The 20,179-nt window shown below is 76.0% G+C and carries 21 protein-coding genes; 17 read left to right on the top strand and 4 right to left on the bottom strand.

Features of this window, described 5'->3' with window-relative positions; translation table 11 throughout:
- Positions 1 to 424: PLP-dependent transferase (locus VK640_05415; protein ID HTE72624.1), on the bottom strand; the 424-nt coding region annotated here is incomplete at its 3' end.
- 58 nt (positions 425 to 482) lie between these two features.
- On the opposite strand from VK640_05415, the gene VK640_05410 reads away from it, so the two are divergent.
- Positions 483 to 1,655 (top strand): D-alanine--D-alanine ligase family protein, encoded by a 1,173-nt coding sequence (locus VK640_05410; protein HTE72623.1) that lies wholly within the window; start codon positions 483 to 485, stop codon positions 1,653 to 1,655.
- A 7-nt stretch (positions 1,656 to 1,662) separates the two neighbouring features.
- On the opposite strand, the gene VK640_05405 is transcribed toward VK640_05410, so the two are convergent.
- Together VK640_05405 and VK640_05400 are read right to left on the bottom strand one after the other, a co-directional pair.
- Positions 1,663 to 2,043, bottom strand: coding sequence for a DUF3515 family protein (locus tag VK640_05405; GenBank protein HTE72622.1), 381 nt, complete (start codon positions 2,041 to 2,043; stop codon positions 1,663 to 1,665).
- Between the two features lie 71 nt (positions 2,044 to 2,114).
- Entirely contained in the window at positions 2,115 to 2,351 is a 237-nt protein-coding gene (locus VK640_05400) for an Lrp/AsnC ligand binding domain-containing protein (GenBank protein HTE72621.1), read from the bottom strand.
- 124 nt (positions 2,352 to 2,475) lie between these two features.
- On the opposite strand from VK640_05400, the gene VK640_05395 reads away from it, so the two are divergent.
- Positions 2,476 to 3,444, top strand: coding sequence for a thiamine-phosphate kinase (locus tag VK640_05395; protein HTE72620.1), 969 nt, complete (start codon positions 2,476 to 2,478; stop codon positions 3,442 to 3,444).
- Between the two features lie 103 nt (positions 3,445 to 3,547).
- Here VK640_05395 and rpmB read toward each other — a convergent pair whose 3' ends face one another.
- Entirely contained in the window at positions 3,548 to 3,733 is a 186-nt protein-coding gene (gene rpmB, locus VK640_05390) for a 50S ribosomal protein L28 (protein HTE72619.1), read from the bottom strand.
- A gap of 170 nt (positions 3,734 to 3,903) precedes the next feature.
- On the opposite strand from rpmB, the gene VK640_05385 reads away from it, so the two are divergent.
- The 15 genes from VK640_05385 to VK640_05315 all read left to right on the top strand — a co-directional run bounded on the left by VK640_05385 (position 3,904) and on the right by VK640_05315 (position 20,102).
- Positions 3,904 to 5,595 (top strand): DAK2 domain-containing protein, encoded by a 1,692-nt coding sequence (locus VK640_05385; protein HTE72618.1) that lies wholly within the window; start codon positions 3,904 to 3,906, stop codon positions 5,593 to 5,595.
- Between the two features lie 4 nt (positions 5,596 to 5,599).
- Positions 5,600 to 7,813, top strand: a complete 2,214-nt coding sequence (locus VK640_05380) for an ATP-dependent DNA helicase RecG (protein ID HTE72617.1) — start codon at positions 5,600 to 5,602, stop codon at positions 7,811 to 7,813.
- Between the two features lie 94 nt (positions 7,814 to 7,907).
- Positions 7,908 to 9,332, top strand: coding sequence for a hypothetical protein (locus VK640_05375; protein HTE72616.1), 1,425 nt, complete (start codon positions 7,908 to 7,910; stop codon positions 9,330 to 9,332).
- Between the two features lie 11 nt (positions 9,333 to 9,343).
- Positions 9,344 to 9,784 carry a hypothetical protein gene (locus tag VK640_05370; protein HTE72615.1) on the top strand — a complete coding sequence of 147 codons (441 nt, stop codon included), beginning with the start codon at positions 9,344 to 9,346 and terminating at the stop codon, positions 9,782 to 9,784.
- A 54-nt stretch (positions 9,785 to 9,838) separates the two neighbouring features.
- Positions 9,839 to 10,432, top strand: a complete 594-nt coding sequence (gene rsmD, locus VK640_05365; protein ID HTE72614.1) for a 16S rRNA (guanine(966)-N(2))-methyltransferase RsmD — start codon at positions 9,839 to 9,841, stop codon at positions 10,430 to 10,432.
- A gap of 2 nt (positions 10,433 to 10,434) precedes the next feature.
- Entirely contained in the window at positions 10,435 to 10,911 is a 477-nt protein-coding gene (gene coaD / locus VK640_05360; GenBank protein HTE72613.1) for a pantetheine-phosphate adenylyltransferase, read from the top strand.
- Positions 10,912 to 10,990: 79 nt separating this feature from the next.
- Entirely contained in the window at positions 10,991 to 11,506 is a 516-nt protein-coding gene (locus VK640_05355; protein HTE72612.1) for a hypothetical protein, read from the top strand.
- 112 nt (positions 11,507 to 11,618) lie between these two features.
- Positions 11,619 to 12,212, top strand: a complete 594-nt coding sequence (locus VK640_05350; GenBank protein HTE72611.1) for a YceD family protein — start codon at positions 11,619 to 11,621, stop codon at positions 12,210 to 12,212.
- A gap of 88 nt (positions 12,213 to 12,300) precedes the next feature.
- Entirely contained in the window at positions 12,301 to 12,474 is a 174-nt protein-coding gene (gene rpmF, locus VK640_05345) for a 50S ribosomal protein L32 (protein ID HTE72610.1), read from the top strand.
- 67 nt (positions 12,475 to 12,541) lie between these two features.
- On the top strand, positions 12,542 to 13,264 hold the full coding sequence (gene rnc, locus VK640_05340) for a ribonuclease III (protein HTE72609.1): 723 nt from the start codon (positions 12,542 to 12,544) through the stop codon (positions 13,262 to 13,264).
- Positions 13,265 to 13,274: 10 nt separating this feature from the next.
- Positions 13,275 to 14,177, top strand: a complete 903-nt coding sequence (gene mutM, locus VK640_05335; protein ID HTE72608.1) for a bifunctional DNA-formamidopyrimidine glycosylase/DNA-(apurinic or apyrimidinic site) lyase — start codon at positions 13,275 to 13,277, stop codon at positions 14,175 to 14,177.
- Positions 14,174 to 15,403, top strand: coding sequence for a hypothetical protein (locus tag VK640_05330; GenBank protein ID HTE72607.1), 1,230 nt, complete (start codon positions 14,174 to 14,176; stop codon positions 15,401 to 15,403). Before mutM ends, VK640_05330 begins: the two co-directional genes overlap by 4 nt.
- Positions 15,404 to 15,628: 225 nt before the next feature.
- Entirely contained in the window at positions 15,629 to 15,826 is a 198-nt protein-coding gene (locus VK640_05325; GenBank protein ID HTE72606.1) for a hypothetical protein, read from the top strand.
- A 207-nt stretch (positions 15,827 to 16,033) separates the two neighbouring features.
- A complete protein-coding gene (gene smc, locus VK640_05320) occupies positions 16,034 to 19,678 on the top strand; it encodes a chromosome segregation protein SMC (protein ID HTE72605.1) in 3,645 nt (1,214 codons plus the stop codon).
- Positions 19,679 to 19,817: 139 nt separating this feature from the next.
- Positions 19,818 to 20,102, top strand: coding sequence for a hypothetical protein (locus tag VK640_05315; GenBank protein ID HTE72604.1), 285 nt, complete (start codon positions 19,818 to 19,820; stop codon positions 20,100 to 20,102).
- The last annotated feature ends 77 nt before the right edge of the window (positions 20,103 to 20,179 follow it).

Below are 20,179 nucleotides of genomic sequence, written 5' to 3'. Positions count from 1 at the left end.
CCGCCCACACCAGGTCTGCGCCGTCGACCGCCTCCGCCAGCCGCGCCGTGTCCGTCAGGTCGGTGCGTCGCACCCGGATCCGACCCTGCGACTCGAGCCGCGACACGATCTCGAGGCTGCCGTAGTAGGCGTCCGGTGGCGCGACCACGAGCCCGCCCGACGGCACCAGGTCGAGCACCGCCGCCACCGCTGCGAGCCCCGACGCGAAGGACGTCGCCACCCCGCCCTCGAGCGCGCCGACCGCCGACTCGAGCATCTCCCAGGTCGGGTTGCCGTAGCGGCCGTAGCCCACCTCGCCCCCGGCGTGGTACGTCGACGCCATCACCAGCGGCGGGTTCAGGGGGCCGTCGGGCGTACGCGGCGGCCGGCCCGCCGAGACCGCGACCGTGGCGGGGGCAAGCGACGACTCGCTCTCGTGGGGCATGGCAGCGAGTATCCCTGCCCGGCAGCGCCCCGCGGGCCGATCGGTACGTTGGGGCGCGATGAGCGACCAGAGCACGCAGTCCTCCGACGACACCTCCGACGACCGCTGCGGCGAGCAGACGGGCCGCCGCAAGCCGCGGGTGGCTGTGGTGTTCGGCGGCCGCAGCACCGAGCACGGCGTCAGCTGCGTCTCGGCCGGCAGCGTCCTCGCGGCCATCGACCGCGACCGCTACGACGTGGTGCCGGTCGGCATCTCCCGCGCGGGCCGCTGGGTGCTCGCGGCCGACGAGCCGGAGAAGCTGGCGATCACCGGCGGCGAGCTGCCTGGGGTCGAGGAGAGCGGCGCCGCGGTGGTCCTGGCAGGCGACCCGACGCACCGCGGCCTGGTCGTGCAGGAGCCGGGCTCGGTGCCCCAGGAGCTGGGCGAGGTCGACGTCGTGCTTCCCCTGCTGCACGGGCCCTACGGCGAGGACGGCACCCTGCAGGGTCTGCTCGAGCTGGCCGGGGTGCCCTACGTCGGGTCGGGGGTGTTCGCCTCGGCAGCCGCGATGGACAAGGGCCACATGAAGACGCTGCTCCAGGGCGCCGGCCTGCCCGTCGGGCCGTACGCCGTGGTCAGCGCCCGGGCCTGGGACTCCGACAAGGCAGCGGTCCGCGAGAGCGTCGCCTCGCTCGGCTTCCCGGTCTTCGTCAAGCCGGCCCGGGCCGGCTCCAGCGTGGGCATCACCAAGGTGCACGGCCCCGGGGAGCTCGACGACGCGATCGAGGAGGCCCGCCGGCACGACCGGCGAGTCGTCGTCGAGGCCGGCGTGGAGGGGCGCGAGATCGAGTGCGGGGTGCTGGAGGGTCGCGACGGTGCCGCGCCCGAGGCCAGCGTCCCCGGCGAGATCGTGGTCGGCGGAGGGCACGAGTTCTACGACTTCGCGGCCAAGTACCTCCCGGACGAGGGCACCGACCTGGTGGTCCCCGCCGACCTGCCAGACGATGTCGTACGGCAGGTGCAGGACCTCGCGGTCCGCGCGTTCGAGGCACTGGCCTGCGAGGGCCTGGCCCGCGTCGACTTCTTCCTGACCCCGACCGGCCTGGTCGTCAACGAGGTCAACACGATGCCCGGCTTCACCCCGGTGTCGATGTTCCCGCTGATGTGGCGGGCGAGCGGGCTCGACTACCCGGCTCTCGTCGACCGGCTGGTCGAGACCGCCCTGGCCCGGCACCCCGGCCTGCTGCGCTGAACGCCGGCTACCGGAGGGGCAGCGAGCGCTGCACCGGAGCGGCCAGGTCGACGAGCGGCGCGGTGGCCGCGGTGCGGGGCGTCGAGCCCGGCACCCGGACCTGGACGTACGTCGCCAGGTCGGAGGTCGTGAAGACGTACGCCGAGGGGCGCTCGGCGAGCACCCAGCCCACGCCGTCGACGACGACCACCTCCGAGCCGGTAAGGCCGGGCGGCCGGGCGACCCCGCAGCGCAGGACGAGCGCGGGGTCGCCCCACGCTGCCGTGCGCGGCGACTCGGGCTCCGCGTCACGGCGCTCCCGGCCGTCGAGCTCGTCGGGCAGCGCGTCGGCCAGCCGGGCGCAGCCGCGCGATCCGGCGGTCGGGACCGCGACGCCGACCGGCGGCAGCGACGCGCAGGCGCCGAGCAGCAGGACGGCGGCCGCTGCGGCGGGGGCCAGCCGACCCGGACCGGGTCCGCTCAGAGGTGGACGACCGGGCAGGTCAGCGTGCGGGTGATGCCGTCGACGCCTTGCACCTTGGCGACCACCAGCTTGCCGAGCTCGTCGACGTTGCGGGCCTCGGCGCGCACGATCACGTCATAGGGGCCGGTCACGTCCTCGGCGAGCGTGACGCCCTTGACCTCGGCGATCTCCCGCGCCACGGCTGCGGCCTTGCCGACCTCGGTCTGGATCAGGATGTACGCCTGGACAACCATCGTCGGGCCCTTCCGTAGAGTCTGGCGGCTCGTACAGTCCTCCGGGCAGGTCCTGAGCCAGTCGACTGATCGGGACGTGCTTCGAACGCGAGCGAACCTATCGGATCGGACGAGAGGCGGACGAGTGGTCACACCGAGCGGCCGGGACGCGACGGTGGCCGATCTCGGCGAGTTCGCCCTGATCGACGCGGTCCGGCAGCGCCTCGGGGCGGCGGCGGCCGGGCCCGCGCTGCTGCTCGGCTCGGGCGACGACGCGGCCGTGGTCGCCACCGCGGACGGGCGGGTGGTCGCGACGACCGACGTGCTCGTCGAGGGCCGCCACTTCCGCACCGACTGGTCGACGGCAGCCGACGTGGGCGCCCGGGCGGCCGGGGCCAACCTGGCCGACGTCGCCGCGATGGGCGCGGCGCCCACCGCCCTGCTCGTCGGGCTGGGCATCCCGCCCGAGACCGAGGTCGAGTGGGTCCTGGGGCTGGTCGACGGGGTCGCCGCGGAGGCGGCCGGCGTCGATGCTGTGGTGGCCGGTGGCGACGTGGTCCGCAGCGACCGGATGGTGGTCTCGGTCACCGCACTCGGGTCGCTCGAGGGCCGCGAGCCGGTGACCCGCTCGGGCGCCCGGGCCGGGGACCTGGTGGCGGTGACCGGCCGGCTGGGCTGGGCCGCCGCCGGGCTGGCCGTCCTGTCCCGCGGCTTCCGCTCGCCCCGCGTGCTGGTCGACGCGCACCGGCGACCGGCGCCGCCGTACGGCGAGGGACCCCGGGCCGCGGCGCTCGGCGCGACGGCGATGATCGACGTCAGCGACGGCCTGGTCGCGGACCTGGGTCACGTCGCGCGCGCAAGCGGCGTGGGCATCGAGCTGAGCAGCGACGCGTTCCACGTGCCGCAGGAGCTGACCGACACCGCACGGGCCCTCAACGCCGACCCGATGCACTGGCTGCTCGGCGGTGGGGAGGACCACGCGCTGGCCGCGACCTTCCCGCCCGACGTGGACCTGCCGATGGCCTGGAGCGTCGTGGGCCGGGTCGGCCGTGGGGACGACGTCCTCGTCGATGGGGCCCCCTGGCCCGGCCCCCGGGGCTGGACGAGCTTCTAGCCCGCGACGCCTCCGGCGCCTGCGACGCCTCCGACGCCGCGACCCGGGAACGACGACGGCCGGCCTCCCACGGGAGAGCCGGCCGGTCGGAGGGGGCGGGAGGTCAGCGGGTGACCTTGCCCGCCTTGAGGCAGGAGGTGCAGACGTTCAGGCGCTTGGGCGTCCGACCGACCATCGCGCGCACGGTCTGGATGTTGGGGTTCCAGCGGCGCTTGGTGCGCCGGTGCGAGTGCGAGATGTTGTGACCGAAGCCCGGACCCTTGCCGCAGACGTCGCAGGTGGCAGCCACGGGGAACTCCAAGGAAGGTGGGGCGGACATGACGGCCCGCGGCGTCCGAGTGGACCGATGCGTCGGAGGACGCCGGCCGGGCAACCGCAGCAGCGTAGCCGACGCGCGCCGCGGCGCGCCAACCGAGCAGGCGCGACGATGGCGTCGGCCGCCGCGACTAGGGTCCACCCGTGAGCTCGCTGGCCAGCCTGGACGCCAAGGCGCTCGCCCGCTGGGCCACCTACGCCCGCGACGCCCTCGGAGAGGCGCGGGCCGAGATCGACGAGCTCAACGTCTACCCGGTGCCCGACGGTGACACCGGCACCAACCTGCACCTGACCTTCGTGGCGGCGGTCGACGCCCTGGCCGCCCCGGACGACGCGGACCGTCCGGGCGACGCAGAGCGGCCGCGCGACCCGGACCGCCCGGACGGCGTGCCCGGGCCGGCGGCGGTGCTCGGTGCGCTGGCCCAGGGCGCGCTGATGGGAGCTCGCGGCAACTCCGGCGTCATCCTGTCCCAGCTGCTGCGCGGCCTGGCCGACGGTGTCGGCCAGGCCTCGGAGGTCGGGCCGGCCGAGCTGGCGGCGGCCCTGGCCGTCGGCGCCCGCGCGGCGTACGACGCCGTGGCCAGGCCGGTCGAGGGCACGATGCTCACGGTCGCGCGGGTGGCGGCCGAGGAGGCCGAGCGGGCCGCGGCCGCCGCCGAACCCGCCGCCGACCTCGGGCGCATCGTCACCGCCGCCGCCGACGGGGCACGGGAGGCCCTGCGCCGCACCCCCGAGCAGCTCGACGTCCTCGCCCGGGCCGGGGTCGTCGACGCCGGCGGCCGCGGGGTCTGCGTGGTGCTCGACGCGCTGGCGACCGCCGTGACCGGCGCCGTGCCGGCGGTCGTGGACACGACGGTGCCGGCGCACGAGGTGGAGGCGGCCCGGCCGCGCAGCGGGCTGGACGTGGAGGACCCGGATGCGCACGGCCCCACCTACGAGGTGATGTACCTCCTCGACGCACCGGCCGACGCGATCCGGGCGCTGCGCGCCGCACTCGAGCCGCTGGGCGACTCGCTCCTCGTGGTCGGGGCGGAGCCGACCTGGAACGTCCACGTCCACGTCGACGACGTGGGCGCCGCGGTCGAGGCCGGTGTCGAGGCGGGGCGTCCGCACCGGATCCGGGTGACCCACTTCCGGGACGCGGCACGGGCGTCGGTCGCCGGGCTGCACCCGGCCAGCCGCGGCGTGGTGTCCGTGGTCGCCGGCGACGGGCTGGCGGCGCTCTTCGAGGCGGCCGGCGCGACGGTCGTGGTCGGCGGCCCGGGGCGCCGGGCGTCCACCGCCGAGCTGCTCACCGGGCTGCGGCAGGCCAAGGCGCGCGACCTGGTGGTGCTGCCCAACGACGCCGACAGCCTCGCCGTGGCCGAGGCCGCCGCGGCCAAGGCACGCGACGAGGGTCTGCGGGTCGCCGTTATTCCCACCCGCGCCAGCGTGCAGGCGATCGCCGCGCTCGCGGTGCACGACGAGTCCCGGCGCTTCGAGGACGACGTCGTCGCGATGACCGCGGCGGCCGGGCACTGCCGGCACGGCGGCGTGACCGTGGCCGCGCGCGCCGCGGTGACGACGGGCGGGGTCTGCAAGCCCGGCGACGTGCTGGGCATCGTCGACGGCGACTTCGCCGTCATCGGCGACGACCTGGTCGAGGTCGCGGGCACCGTGGTCGGCCGGATGCTGGGCTCTGGCGGCGAGCTCGTGACCCTGGTGCGGGGCGCCGACGCCGACGCCGACCTGGCCGACGCGGTGGCCCGCCGGGTGCGGTCGGCCCGTCCGGAGGTCGACACCGTCGTCTACGAGGGCGGGCAGTCGCGCTACCCGCTGCTCATCGGGGTGGAGTGACCCGGTGGTGTCGCTCTCCGCCCCGGCGAAGACCGTCGTCGGCGACAAGACGGCCAAGCAGCTCGACGCGCTCGGGGTTGCCACCGTCGAGGACCTGCTGCGCCACTACCCGCGCCGCTACTACGAGCGGGGCGAGCTCACCGACCTGAGCCGCCTCGTCCCGGGCGAGATGGTGACCGTGCAGGCCACGATCGCATCGGTCAGCGGGCGGCAGCTGCGTCCCAAGCTGCACAAGCTCGACGTCGTCATCACCGACGGCCGCTCGCGGGTCACCGTCACGTTCTTCAACCAGGTGTGGCGGCAGAAGCTGCTGGCCGCCGGCCAAGAGGTCTTCTTCGCCGGCAAGGTCGAGGTGTTCCGCGGCGAGGTGACGCTGACCAATCCCGAGGTCGCCCTCGGCGAGGACGCGGAGGACTTCGCCGGCGGCCTGATCCCGGTCTACCCGGCCACCGCCAAGCTGCCGTCGTGGCGGCTTCGCAAGGCGGTCGCCGTCGCTCTAGACGTCGTGCTGCCGGACAGGGGGAGCCTCCTCGACCCGGTGCCCCCGGAGGTGCGGCTCCGGCGTGGCCTGCTCTCACTCGAGGACGCGTTGCGGCTCGTGCACCGTCCCGACACCCGCGACGACGTACGTCGCGCGGTCCGCCGGCTTCGCTACGACGAGGCGTTCGTCCTGCAGACGGTGCTCGCGCTGCGCCGCGCCGAGGCCGCCGCGCTGCCCGCCACCCCGCGCCGCACCGCCGGGGGAGGGCTGCTCGAGGCCTTCGACGAGCGGCTGCCGTTCACGCTCACCGCGGGCCAGCAGGAGGTGGCCGCTGCGGTGGCCGGCGACCTGGCGCAGGAGCACCCGATGCACCGGCTGCTGCAGGGCGAGGTCGGGTCCGGCAAGACCGTGGTCGCCCTCCGGGCGATGCTCGCGGTGGTGGATGGTGGCGGCCAGGCCGCCCTGCTGGCACCCACCGAGGTGCTGGCCCAGCAGCACCACCGCTCGATCAGCGCCATGCTCGGCCCGCTCGCCGAGCGAGGACTGCTCGGCGGCTCCGACATCGGCACCCGGGTCGCTCTGCTGACCGGGTCGCAGGCGACCCAGGCCCGCCGGACCGCGCTGCTCGACGTCGTCAGCGGCGACGCCGGCATCGTCGTCGGGACGCACGCCCTGATCCAGGACGCCGTCGAGTTCCACGACCTCGGGCTGGTCGTCGTCGACGAGCAGCACCGCTTCGGCGTGGAGCAGCGCGACGCCCTGCGCAGCAAGGCCAAGGTGTCGCCGCACGTCCTGGTCATGACCGCGACGCCGATCCCGCGGACCGTGGCGATGACGGTGTTCGGCGACCTCGACGTGTCGACGCTGACCGAGCTGCCGGCCGGCCGCTCGCCGATCGCGACCCACGTCGTGCCGACGGCGGAGAAGCCGCACTTCCTCGACCGGGCGTGGGAGCGGGTGCGCGAGGAGGTCTCCGCGGGCCACCAGGTCTACGTGGTGTGCCCGCGCATCGGGGGTACGGACGACGGTCGCTCGGCCGGCACCGACGACGGCGACCCCGACGACGCACCGGTGGACGCGCCGGCCGGTGGCGACGGTGACGGTGAGCCCGAGCGCGTGGTGCGGCCCGGCGTCGCGGTGCTCGACGTCGCGCCGATGCTCGCCGAGGGCCCGCTTGCCGGGCTGCGGGTCGAGGTCATGCACGGCCGGCTGCCGTCCGAGGCCAAGGACGAGGTGATGCGGCGCTTCGCCGCCGGGGAGGACGACGTGCTCGTCTCCACGACCGTCGTCGAGGTCGGCGTCGACGTCGCCAACGCGACCGGGATGGTCGTGCTCGACGCCGACCGCTTCGGTGTCTCGCAGCTGCACCAGCTCCGCGGCCGGGTCGGTCGTGGCACCGCTCCCGGGCTGTGCCTCCTGGTCAGCGACAGCGAGGCCGGCAGCCCGGCTCGCGAGCGCCTGGAGGCCGTCGCCGCAACCCTCGACGGCTTCCAGCTGTCCCGCCTCGACCTCGAGGCCCGCCGCGAGGGCGACGTGCTCGGTGCGTCGCAGTCCGGGCGCCGGTCGAGCCTGCGGCTGCTGCGCGTGCTGCGCGACGAGGACCTCATCGTGGACGCGCGCGACGACGCCGCCGAGCTGGTCGGCAGTGACCCGGAGCTGCGCGGGCACCCCGGCCTGCGCGGCGCGGTGGACCGGGCCCTGGCCGAGCAGCGCGCGGACTACCTCGACAAGACCTGACAGGACCTGGCCCCGCGACCGAACCCGGCACGACCGGCCGGAGTCCTTGGCACAGGTCGCCGCCGGGGGGCGGTGGGGATGCAGGGGGACGCGCATGACGGCACGGGTGCAGCAGCCGGCGGCACCCCGCCCTGCAGTTCGCGGGCGGGGGACCGAGGAGCCGGGGGGACCGGTCGCGCGCGGCCACCGGCCCGACCGCAAGGGTCGCGGGATCCTGGCGGCCCAGCTGGTCGTCGCCGGTCTGGCCGCGGCCGCGCTCGCGCAGGGTGGCTACCACCCGGCGGGCCGGCTCCCGCTGCTCGTGGCCCTGCCGGTCGCCGCCCTGCTGGTCGTCCGCGACCGGCCCGCCCCCTCGCCCTCGGCGCGCTGGACCGGCCGGGCCGCGGTCGTGGCCGGGCTCCTCTGTGGCTGGGCACTCCTGCGCGGCGGCCTGTCGGCCGACCGCACGTCGGGCGTCGCGGCCGCTGCCCTGATGGCCGCCGTCGTGCTGCTGCTCGTCGTCGGCCGTCGCCTGCCGGCCGACGCGCGCCGGGTGACGGTCCGCGGCCTGCTCGGTCTGGGGGCGGTCACGGCGGCGGCCGGCTGGGCCGGCGTCGTCCTCCACCTCGACCGGCTGGCCGTCACCCAGGACGGCATGTGGCGGGCGGGCAGCTGGCTCACCTACCCGAACGCGGCGGCGGCGCTGCTCACTCTCCTGTGCCTGCCGGCGCTGGCCCTGCGCCTGTCCCGGCCGGCCGACCGCTGGCCGGCAGCGCTGTGCGCCCTCCTGCTCGTCGGGCACGTCGCGACCCTCAGCCGCGCCGGCGCCGTGTCCCTGGCGGTCGGAGCGGTGGTGCTCGCGGCCTGCGCCGGGTGGCGGTCCCTGCTCCAGGGCGCGCTCGCGCCGGCCCTCGGGGCGCTGGTCGGCGTGGCCGGTCTGCTCGGCTCGGTCCCCCTGGACGCCCCGGCCGGGCGCTGGCCGGCGCTGCTCGGCCTGCCGGCCGGGATGGCGCTCGCCGCCTGGCTGGCCCCGCGGCGTGCCCCCATGGCCCTGGCCCTGGTCGCCGCCGTGGCCGGTGCGGCGGTGACGGCGGCCGTCGCGGTGCAGGGCTCCACGGTGCTGGGCCAGCGCCTCGCCGCGGGTGGCTCGGTCCGCTGGGGTGCCCACGTCGCCGCCCTGCGCACCGTCGCCGACCAGCCCTGGTGGGGCACCGGCCCGGGCGCCGGGTGGCTCGATCTCGGCCCGGCCGGGGTGCCGTTCAGCGTCATCCGCTTCGTGCACGACGAGTACGTCCAGATCCTTCTCGAGCTGGGCGTCCTCGCCCTGCTGCTCCTGCTGCTCCTGGTCGCGCTGCTGGTGCGTGCCGCCGCAGTCGGGTCGCGCGAGCCTTCGCCCGACCTGCTGCCGGCCGGCGTGCTGGCAGCGCTCGTCGCGGCCGCCGTCCACGGCGGTCTCGACTTCGTCTGGCACGTCCCTGTCGTGCCGCTCACCGCCGTGGCCCTGGTCGCGGTGACCTGGCGGCCGGCGACCGACCCGTGAGGGGGAACTCCATGAACCGCATCCGTACCCGGCATCCCGCCGCGCTGGCTCTCCTGGTGGGTGGTGCGATGGCCGCACTCGTGCCGGTGGGGGCCGCCGTCGCCGAGGACTCGCCGCCGCAGGGGGCCGGCATCCAGCTGCAGTCCTCCGCCGACCTGCTGGCGCGAGGCGCCGGCGTGTCGGTCCCGGTCACCTACCAGTGCGCCGCCGGTGACCAGGAGATCGAGATCTCGGTGGAGGTCGTGCAGCGGTCGGGCAGCGGCACGACGTACGCCTACGGCTCGCGCACCGCACCGTGCACCGGCGGTCCGCAGTCGACGACCGTCACCGTGACGGCCGGTGACCGCGTGTTCAAGAAGGGCACCGCGGTCGCGACGGCGGAGGCGTTCACCTGCGGCTTCAGCTTCTGCGGCACGATCTCGGACAGCCGGGAGATCACCATCTCCCGCTGACGCCGCCCCGGCTCGGGCCGAACCGCGGTGGTCCGGCCCGAGCTGGAGGTCGCAGTGCCGAGGATCATCTCCGGGGCAGCACGGGGGCGCCGGCTCGCCGCGCCACCCGGCCGGGACACCCGGCCGACTGCCGACCGGGCCCGCGAGGCGCTGTTCTCCGCGCTTGAGGCACAGCTCGGGTCGTTCGCCGGCCGCCGGGTCGCCGACCTCTACGCCGGCACCGGCGCGGTCGGGCTCGAGGCGCTCAGCCGTGGGGCTGCCGCCGTGCTCCTGGTCGAGTCCGACCCGGTGGCGGTCCGGGTCCTGCGGGCCAACGTGGAGACCGTGGGGCTGCCCGGTGCCGAGGTCCGGTCCGGCCGGGTCGAGCGCGTCGTCGGCGGAGGCCCCGGACCGTCCGGCGCGGCGACGTACGACGTCATGTTCCTGGACCCGCCCTACGAGGTGGCCGACGCGGACCTGCAGCGCGTGCTGCGCGACGCGTTGGCGCACGGCTGGGTCGCGCCGGGTGGGCTGGTGGTGGTCGAGCGGGCGACGAGGGGCGGCACCTGGGCCTGGCCGGAGGGCTTCGACGGGCTGCGTTCCCGCAGGTACGGCGAGGCGACGCTTTGGTACGGTCGCGCCGCCCTGTCGGACAGCCCTGGGGAGTGACCGTGCGGCGCTGCGTCTGCCCCGGGTCCTTCGACCCGGTGACGAACGGCCACCTCGACGTGATCGAGCGGGCCAGCCGCCTCTACGACGAGGTGACGGTCGGGGTGCTGGTCAACGTGTCCAAGCGCGGCCTCTTCGAGGTCGACGAGCGGATCGCGATGCTCCGTGAGGTGACCGAGGAGCTCGGCAACGTCACCGTCGACTCGTTCCAGGGACTGCTCGTCGACTACTGCCGCGAGCGGGACATCCCGGTCGTCGTCAAGGGCCTGCGCGCGGTCAGCGACTTCGACTACGAGCTGCAGATGTCGCAGATGAACAACCGGCTCACCGGCCTCGAGACGCTCTTCGTCGCGACCAACCCGGAGTACTCCTTCCTGTCCTCCAGCCTGGTGAAGGAGGTGGCGACCTGGGGAGGGGACGTCAGCGGACTGGTCCCCGAGCCGGTGCTGCGCCGGCTCCGGGAGCGGCTGTCCCGGTGACCCGACGCTGGTGACCACCCGCCGGCCCGCTGGGCCGACCCGTCCCACCTCGACCCGGACCTGCTGGGAGACTGCGCCTGTGGACGTGCACGAGAAGCTCGCCGAGCTCACCGCGATCGTGGAGCAGGCCCGCTCGATGCCGATGTCGGCGTCCTGCGTGGTCAACCGGGGTGAGGTGCTGGGCCTGATCGAGGAGATCCGGGCGCTGCTCCCCGAGGAGTTCCGGCACGCGCAGATGCTGCTGGCCGACCGGGAGAGCGTCGTCGACGAGGGCCGTCGGGAGGCGCAGCGGCTGATCAACCGGGCCGAGGAGGAGCGGCTCGCGCTGACCTCCGAGACCGAGGTGGTCAGCGAGGCCCGCCGCCAGGCCCAGCGGATCCGCTCCGACGCGGTGCAGGAGGCCGAGACCCTGCGCCGCGAGGTCGACGACTACGTCGACACCAAGCTGGCCAACTTCGAGGTCGTCCTCGAGAAGACCATCGGTGCGGTGCGCCGTGGCCGGGAGAAGGTCAGCGGGCGGGCTCCCGCCGACACCTGGTCGGACGCGCCGGCCGAGCAGGGCCACCCCCTCGGCGAGGACCCGGACCTGCGCTGACCTGTGCTCGTCGGGGTGCCGACCTGCGACGTTTTGGGACCGGCCGGAGCCGTCGGGTAGCCTGTGCCGGTCCCGCCCGGGGCCTGAGACGCCCCGATCCCGTGACGTGAGCATGCCCGAAGAGACCAGGAGAAGCGCCCACCTCGACCCACGGTCGCCCTACGTGCTCGACACCCGCGAGCTCGGCCGGCGACCCGGGTCGATGCGACGGGTCTCCCGATCTGTTCCGGCACCCGCACACCTCGGGGTCGACGTCCTCGGCGTCCCGGAGGGGTCGGCGCTCGAGCTGGACCTCAGGCTCGAGTCCGTGGTCGAAGGCGTCCTCGTCTCCGGCACGGTCAGCGGGACCGTGACGGGGGAGTGCGTGCGCTGCCTCGACCCGGTCAGCCGCCACCTCGAGGTCGACGTGCAGGAGCTCTGGACCCACCAGGGCCGCGACGCCGGCCGCCCGGCACCTGCCGGCGAGGAGGCGGAGGAGACCGACGCGCTGCCGCGGCTCGACGGCGACCTGCTCGACCTCGAGCCGGTGCTGCGGGACGCGGTGGTGCTCGCGCTGCCGCTGCAGCCGCTGTGCCGGGACGACTGCCCGGGACTGTGCTCCGAGTGCGGGGCACGCCTGGCGGACGACCCGGGGCACCGGCACGAGACGCTCGACCCCCGGTGGGCCGCCCTGAGGCAGCTGCCGGGCCGTACGGACGACAGCTGACCCGCACGACCCGCACGACCCGCACCACCTGCACGACCGCACAGACCCGGACCACCTGACAGGCACCACCCCGGACAAGGAGACCCCCGTGGCCGTCCCGAAGCGGAAGATGTCGCGCGCCAACACCCGGTCGCGACGGGCGCAGTGGAAGACCACCGCCGCTCCCCTCGCGCCGTGCAAGCGCTGCCGCGAGCCCAAGCTCGCCCACGTCGCCTGCCCCACCTGCGGCACGTACAACGACCGCGACGTCCTGGACGTCTGAGCAGCCGGGCGGGGGGCGAGGCGTGAGCGCGCAGGTCGAGGCAGCCGGTCCGGACTGGCACGCCGACCTGTCCGCGGCCCTCGACGTCACGGTCGAGCCCACCCTGCTCGAGCGGGCGCTGACCCACCGGTCGTACGCCTACGAGAACGGCAACCTGCCGACCAACGAGCGCCTGGAGTTCCTCGGCGACTCGGTGCTCGGCCTCGTCGTCACCGACACGCTCTTCCGCAGCCACCCCGAGCTCCCCGAGGGGCAGCTGGCCAAGCTGCGCGCCGCCGTGGTCAACATGCGTGCGCTGGCCGAGGTCGGCCGTGAGCTGCGCCTCGGCGACTACGTCCGGCTCGGCCGCGGCGAGGAGACGACCGGCGGCCGCGACAAGACCTCGATCCTCGCCGACACCCTCGAGGCGGTGCTCGGCGCGGTGTACATCGGCCGCGGGCTGACCGAGGCCGCGGCACTGGTGCACCGGCTGTTCGACCCGCTGATCGAGCAGGCCGCGACGCTGGGCGCCGGCCTGGACTGGAAGACCAGCCTGCAGGAGCTCACGGCGAGCGCCTCGATGGGCGTCCCGGAGTACGTCGTCACGGAGACCGGTCCGGACCACCAGAAGCTGTTCACGGCCGTAGCGCGGGTGGCCGGCGAGGACTACGGCCAGGGCCGGGGGCGCAGCAAGAAGGAGGCCGAGCAGGAGGCCGCGGCGACCGCCTGGCGGCGACTGCGGGCCGAGCTGCCCGAGGACGGTGCCGGCAACACTGGTGGGACCGGCGGCACCGACGGCACCAGCGCGTAGGGGGCTCGCGCTGCCCGAGCTGCCCGAGGTCGAGGTGGTCCGGCGCGGACTGGACCGCTGGGCGGCCGGGCGCACCGTCGCGGCCGTCGCGGTGGGCCACCCGCGCGCCGTCCGCCGCCACGCCGCCGGCTCCGCGGACTTCGCGGCCCGCCTCACCGGCCGCACGCTGGCCGGCGCGCAGCGACGGGGCAAGTACCTCTGGCTGCCGCTCGAGGCGGTCCCTGGCAGCGGCGGCAGCGGTGGCATCGACGGGAGCGACGCGGGGGAGGCGGTGCTGGCCCACCTCGGCATGAGCGGGCAGCTCCTGGTCCGGCCGCCCGGCTCACCCGACGAGGTGCACCTGCGGGTGCGCCTGTCGTTCACCGACGGCGGGCCCGAGCTGCGCTTCGTCGACCAGCGGACGTTCGGCGGGCTGGCGCTCGTCGACACCGACCCGGCCGGGCTGCCGCTGCCGGTGGCGCACATCGCGCGCGACCCGCTCGACCCCGAGTTCGACGACGCGGCATTCGCCGGGGCCCTGCGACGCCGCCGGACCGGCCTCAAGCGCGCCCTGCTCGACCAGACGCTGGTCAGCGGCATCGGCAACATCTACGCCGACGAGGCGCTGTGGCGGGCCCGCCTGCACTGGGCCCGGCCCACGTCGACCATGACCCGTGCCCGCAGCGCCGAGGTCCTCGCCGCGACGCGCGAGGTGATGGTCGAGGCGCTCGACCAGGGCGGTACGTCGTTCGACTCGCTCTATGTGAACGTCAACGGGGAGAGCGGGTACTTCGACCGTGAGCTGGCGGTCTACGGCCGGACCGGGCTGCCCTGCCGGCGCTGCGGGGCGCTCGTCGTGCGGGAGCACTTCATGAACCGGTCCTCCTTCCGCTGCCCGCGCTGCCAGCGCCGCCCGCCGGACGCGCACGGGTGAGCACCGGCGACCGGCCCGGCCACCGGCCCGAGGACCGGCCCGACGTCCTGGGCACGGTGCCCGGCGGTGACGACGAGGGGACCGGGGAGCGTCCCCCGCGCCGGGGCCGGGTATGGCGTCTGGCCGCCGTCGTCGCCGCCGGTCTGGTCGCGCTGCTCGCGCTGCGCAGCGGGCTGCTGTCGGCCCCCGGCGGCCCGGGTGAGCCCGAGCCCCTGCGGTCGGCCGGCGGGCTGCTGGTGCTCCGCTCGGAGGGCCGGCTCCTGGTCGAGGCGGGCGACGACTGGTCGGAGGGCCCGGAGCTGCCCGGCCGCCTGGCCGCCAGCGCGTCGCTGGTGCCGGTGCTCAGCTCGACCGGCGGGTCGGTGCTCGTCGGGGTGGCGGGACGGACGCTGTTCAGCATCGACCCGTCCGACCCGGAGGACACGCCGACCCCGCTCGGCCGGGCCCGCCGCGTCGTGGCCGGCTCCGGTCGGCTGGGCGGCGCCCTGGTCGAGCGCGGCGACGGGCGGGTGGTCGAGGTGGACGCCGCCACGGGCGCGGTGCGCGACCCGGCGCCGTTCCCCGGCCAGCCGTCCGGACCCGGCTGGCGCGCGGTGGGCCTGCTGTCGGTTCCTGGCGCGGCCCGCTCGCTGCTGATGGCCGCGCCGGGGACGTCCACGGGCGACGCGGCCACGGCGACCGACCCGGTCGACCTCGTGCTCGCCGCTCCGTCCCGCCCGGTGGAGCTGGGCACCCAGCCGGAGGTCCGCCCGATCGCCACGGTGCCCCGCGTGCTGGCCCTCGGGCCGGACTCGGTCCTCGCACCTTCGGCCGGCTGCTCGAGGGACGGCTGCCCGGGGCAGGAGGTGCTGGTCGTGACGGTGACCCGTGACGACGTGCTGGGCCGCGAGGTGGCCGCGCCGCCCGGCCGGGCCTTCACCGGCATCGCGCTGGCCGGCGGCTCGGTGTCCAACCTGCTGGTGGTCGACGGAGCGGGCACCCGCCCGGCGCTGGCCCGGGTGGTGGCCGGGGGCGCCGCGACCCTGCTGGTGCGGGGCAGCGCTGGTGTGGACCCGGCCGCCGGGCTGGTCGACGACCTGGACGGGACGGCGTACCTCGTCGTTCGCGAGGAGCGGGGGTCGGACGGCGTGGTGCGCGCGTGGGCCCCGGGCCGGCCGGCCCTCGTGCGGTCGGCGCGGGCGCCGGCGGTGCCGCCGGGGGCCGGGGTGGTCTGCGGCTGCGGGTGAGGTTGGGCCGGTTCGGGTGGTTCGGGCCACCCGTTCGGCGCAACCCCCGATGTGATCAAGCCGTGACCTATTGACCCTCTGCGCCGCGGGTGCGACCCTGGAAACCCCACGTTCACGTCGTGACGACCGGTGCCGCCGACCCCCTGCGCGCCCGGCCACGTGGGACCTGACAACTAGAGGCCAGACCCGCCACAGCGGGGTCGAGCAGCAGGTGGAGGATCACGCATGGCGAAAGCCCTCATCGGTCACGTCGGTGGTCCGGACCCCCGGACGGTGATGGAGCTGCGTCGCCTGCAGGAGCGGGTCCGCAGCCTCGAGGCGGACAACATCAGGCTGCGTGCCGAGAACGACGCCCTGGTCGCCTCGCACGCCGAGGCCCACCTCATCTCGCTCGAGGTGGCCAAGGAGCCCGCACTGGCCTGAGCCCCGGCAGGGGCCGGCCCGCGAGGGACTGGACGGGACGCCCCCGGGGCGTCCCGTCTCGCACGTCCGGGACCGGCGCGGCGAGGCGGCAATGGCCGGAGCCGGCGGGCCCGGCCGGTAGGCTCGGCCCCGGCCTTCCCCGCCGAACGTACGTCCGAGCGGCACCGCACACCTCCCCCGGTGCCCGGACGTGAGGAGATCTTCCGCGTGCACCTGAAGAGCCTGACCCTCAAGGGCTTCAAGTCCTTCGCGTCGGCCACCACCTTCCACTTCGAGCCGGGCATCACCTGTGTCGTCGGGCCCAACGGCTCCGGCAAGTCCAACGTGGTCGACGCCCTGGCCTGGGTCATGGGCGAGCAGGGCGCCAAGTCGCTGCGCGGCGGCAAGATGGAGGACGTCATCTTCGCCGGCAGCGCCGGCAGCGCGGGGCCGGGCGGCGCCGCCGGCCGGGCTCCATTGGGCCGCGCCGAGGTCAGCCTGACCATCGACAACACCGACGGCGCGCTGCCCATCGACTACGCCGAGGTCACCATCTCGCGGATCATGTTCCGCAACGGCGGCTCGGAGTACGCGATCAACGGCCAGCCGTGCCGGCTGCTCGACGTGCAGGAGCTGCTGTCCGACTCGGGCATCGGCCGCGAAATGCACGTGATCGTCGGTCAGGGCCAGCTCGACGCCGTCCTCTCGGCCGGCCCGGACGAGCGCCGCGGCTTCATCGAGGAGGCGGCCGGCGTCCTCAAGCACCGCAAGCGCAAGGAGAAGGCGCTGCGCAAGCTGGACGCCATGCAGGCCAACCTGACCCGCGTCCAGGACCTCACCGTCGAGCTGCGCCGCCAGCTCAAGCCGCTGGGCCGGCAGGCCGAGGTGGCGCGGCGGGCGGCCGTCATCCAATCCGACGTGCGCGACGCCCGGCTCCGACTCCTTGCCGACGACCTGGTCCAGCTCACGGCGACCCTCGAGGCCGAGGTGGCCGACGAGACGGCGCTGCGCGCGCGGCGGGCCGAGGTCGAAGGGCAGCTCGCGGAGGCGGGCGCCCGCGAGGCCGAGCTCGAGACGGTCGCCGCGGCCGAGGCGCCGACGCTGGCCCGGGCGCAGGACACCTGGTACCGCCTGTCGTCCCTGCGCGAGCGGTTCCGCGGCACCGGGTCGCTGGCGGCCGAACGGGTCCGTCACCTCGCGGGCGAGCCGGACGAGGCCCCGGCGGCCGGGCCGCTGACCCGGGACCCCGACGAGCTGGAGCGCCAGGCGGAGCAGGTGCGAGCCGAGGAGCAGGAGATCCAGGAGGCCGTCGAGCGCGACCGGGCCCGCCTGGCCGACGCCGTGACCGTCCGGCAGACGGCCGAGCAGGCCCTGACCGTCGAGCAGCGGCGGGTCGCGGCAGCCGCGCGCGCGGCTGCCGACCGCCGCGAGGGGCTGGCCCGCCTGGCCGGCCAGGTCGCCGCGGCGCGCAGCCGGGTCGAGGCGGGCGAGGCCGAGCTGGGCCGGCTGACCCCGGCGGTGGACGAGGCCCGGGAGCGGGCCGCGCGGGCGCAGTCCGAGTTCACCGCGCTGGAGACCCAGGTGGCCGGCCTGGACGCCGGCGAGGAGGACCTGGACTCGGCCCACGAGGAGGCCGCGCTGCGGCTCGCGGCGGCCGAGGACCGGCTGGCCGAGCTGCGGGAGGAGGAGCGCGCGGCCGAGCGCGAGCGGGCGGCGCTGGTCGCGCGCAAGGACGCGCTCGAGATGGGGCTGGCCCGCAAGGACGCGTCAGGCGCGCTGCTCGCCGCCTCCGACCGGCTGACCGGCGTCATCGGGTCGGTGTCGGCGCTGCTGACGGTCACGCCCGGCGCCGAGACCGCCGTGGCGGCGGCCCTGGGCTCGGCCGCCGACGCCGTCGCCGTCGCCGACCTGGCCGCGGCCGAGGCCGCGATCCGCCTGCTCAAGGACGACGACGCCGGGCGCGCGTTGCTGCTCGTCGGCTCCGGCGACCCGGCCGCCCCCGCCACCCAAGACCTCCACGACCCGCGTGCGGCAGCAGCAACGGGGGACCGCCCTCTGCCGGCCGGTGCCCGGCGGGCCCTCGAGCTGGTGACCGCCCCGGCCGCTCTGCGCCCCGCACTGACCCGGCTGCTCGCCGACGTCGTCGTCGTCGACGACCTGGCCGCCGGCCGGGCGGTCGTCGCCGCCGCTCCTCACCTGTCGGCCGTGACCCGCGACGGCGACCTGCTGGCCCGCCACCACGCCGCCGGCGGATCGCACGGCACTCCCAGCCGGCTCGAGGTGCAAGCCGCCGTCGACGAGGCGGAGACCCGGCTCGGCGAGGCGGGGCACCGGCTGGACCGGGTGCGCTTCGCCATCCACGGTCTGACCGAGGAGCAGGCGGGGGCCAACCGGGACGTCCACGGCGCCCTGGACCGGCTGCACGAGTCCGACGCCCGGATGTCCGCCGTCGCGGAGCAGCTCGGCCAGCTCGGCGCGCAGGCGCGGGCCGCGCGCGGCGAGGCCGACCGCCTGGAGCGCTCCATCGCGGGCGCCCAGGCGGCGATCGAGGCCGACACCGGCTCTTTCGCGGAGCTCGCCGAGCGGCTGCGGGTCGCCGAGGAGTCGCCGGAGCCGGACGAGGCGGAGCCCGACACCACCCTGCGCGACGGACTCGAGGAGCGGGCTCGCGCGGGTCGGCAGTCCGAGATGGAGGTCCGGCTGGCGGTCCGTACCGGCGAGGAACGGGCGCGCGCCCTCGCCGGGCGCGCCGACTCCCTCGTCCGGGCCGCCGCCCACGAGCGGGAGTCCCGCGCCCGCGCCGCCGCGCGCCGCGAGCGGCGGGCCCGCGAGGCGGCCGTCGCGCAGGACGTGGCGCTCGCCGCGCAGGCGGCCCTGGCCCACCTCGAGCACTCCCTGGCCCGGGCCGCTGCCGCCCGCGAGGCGGCCGAGCGGGCCCGGGCCGAGCGCGACGCGGAGCTGGCCGCACTGCGCGGCCGGCTGCGCGAGCTGAGTGCCGAGCAGGACCGCCTGACCGACAGCGTCCACCGCGACGAGGTGGCCCGGGCCGAGCAGCGGCTGCGCATCGAGTCGCTGCAGCAGAAGGCGCTGGAGGACCACGGCGTCGAGCCAGGGACGCTGGTCGAGGAGTACGGCCCGCACCAGCTGGTGCCGCCCTCGCCGCCGGCCCCGGACGAGGTCCGCGAGGTGGAGCCCGACCCAGTGCCCTACGTGCGCGCGGAGCAGGAGAAGCGGCTGCGCGGCGCCGAGCGCAGCCTGGCGCTCCTCGGCCGGGTCAACCCCCTGGCGCTGGAGGAGTTCGCCGCGCTCGAGGAGCGGCACCAGTTCCTCGCCGAGCAGCTCGAGGACCTCAAGGCGACCCGGCGCGACCTGCTCGACATCGTCCGCGAGGTCGACGAGCGGGTGGAGCAGGTCTTCACCGCTGCGTTCCAGGACACGGCGCGCGAGTTCGAGGGCGTCTTCGCCCGGCTGTTCCCTGGCGGCGAGGGCCGGCTGGTGCTGACCGACCCGTCCGACATGCTCACCACCGGCATCGAGGTCGAGGCCCGGCCGCCGGGCAAGAAGGTCAAGCGGCTCTCGCTGCTCTCGGGCGGCGAGCGGTCGCTGACCGCGGTGGCGCTGCTCGTCGCGATCTTCCGGGCCAGGCCGAGCCCGTTCTACGTCATGGACGAGGTCGAGGCCGCCCTGGACGACGTCAACCTGGGCCGGCTGATCGCGATCATGGAGGAGCTGCGCGAGGCCAGCCAGCTGATCGTCATCACCCACCAGAAGCGCACGATGGAGGTCGCCGACGCGCTGTACGGCGTGTCGATGCGGGGCGACGGCATCACCACCGTGATCGGTCAGCGGATGCGGGAGGCGCAGCCGGCCTGACCGTCCCCTACCGGCCCGGCCGGCGGCGGCGAGCGCTCCCGACACGCGGGCGGGTCGTCGTGGTGCGGGCGCTCAGCGCGACGCTGCGTACGCTGGGGTGGACGTTTTGGCCAGATCCGTCCCGGGAAGGCGCTGCGCAATGACTGAGCTCCTCGCCGCACACGTGCTGCTCGGCGTGGTCGCCCTGCTCGTCGTCGGCTTCGTCGCCTACCCCTACCGGGGACGGCGGTCACCGGTGCCGCACACCGAGCGGCTCACCGACGCGGTGGCCTCCGTCGCCGACCGGGTCGACCCCGGCGAGGCCCCGCCGCTGGGCGTCCTGAGCACGCCCGAGAAGTCGCGCGCCATGTCGGCCCGGTTCGAGCGTGTCGAGCAGCGGCTGCGCCGCGGCGCCCGGGTGCTCACCGGCACCGGCCGCCGCTGACCTCGTCCGCCCACCGCAGGGAGACCGTCAGCGGCACCCCTGCTGTCTTTGCCTCGCGTTGGTTGCACCTGCCCGTC

It is taken from the genome of Actinomycetes bacterium (genome assembly GCA_035489715.1).
Classification (GTDB): Bacteria; Actinomycetota; Actinomycetes; order JACCUZ01; family JACCUZ01; genus DATHAP01.
Note: the sequence above shows the minus strand (reverse complement) of the source record. Positions and strands in the feature narration are given on the sequence as shown.

Coding starts and splice junctions, on each gene's coding strand:
- VK640_05400 (HTE72621.1), bottom strand. CDS start 2,351: ATGGTTGTCCAGGCGTACATCCTGATCCAGACCGAGGTCGGCAAGGCC.
- VK640_05375 (HTE72616.1), top strand. CDS start 7,908: ATGACGGCACGGGTGCAGCAGCCGGCGGCACCCCGCCCTGCAGTTCGC.
- VK640_05370 (HTE72615.1), top strand. CDS start 9,344: ATGAACCGCATCCGTACCCGGCATCCCGCCGCGCTGGCTCTCCTGGTG.
- VK640_05325 (HTE72606.1), top strand. CDS start 15,629: ATGGCGAAAGCCCTCATCGGTCACGTCGGTGGTCCGGACCCCCGGACG.
- VK640_05315 (HTE72604.1), top strand. CDS start 19,818: ATGACTGAGCTCCTCGCCGCACACGTGCTGCTCGGCGTGGTCGCCCTG.
- VK640_05350 (HTE72611.1), top strand. CDS start 11,619: ATGCCCGAAGAGACCAGGAGAAGCGCCCACCTCGACCCACGGTCGCCC.
- VK640_05410 (HTE72623.1), top strand. CDS start 483: ATGAGCGACCAGAGCACGCAGTCCTCCGACGACACCTCCGACGACCGC.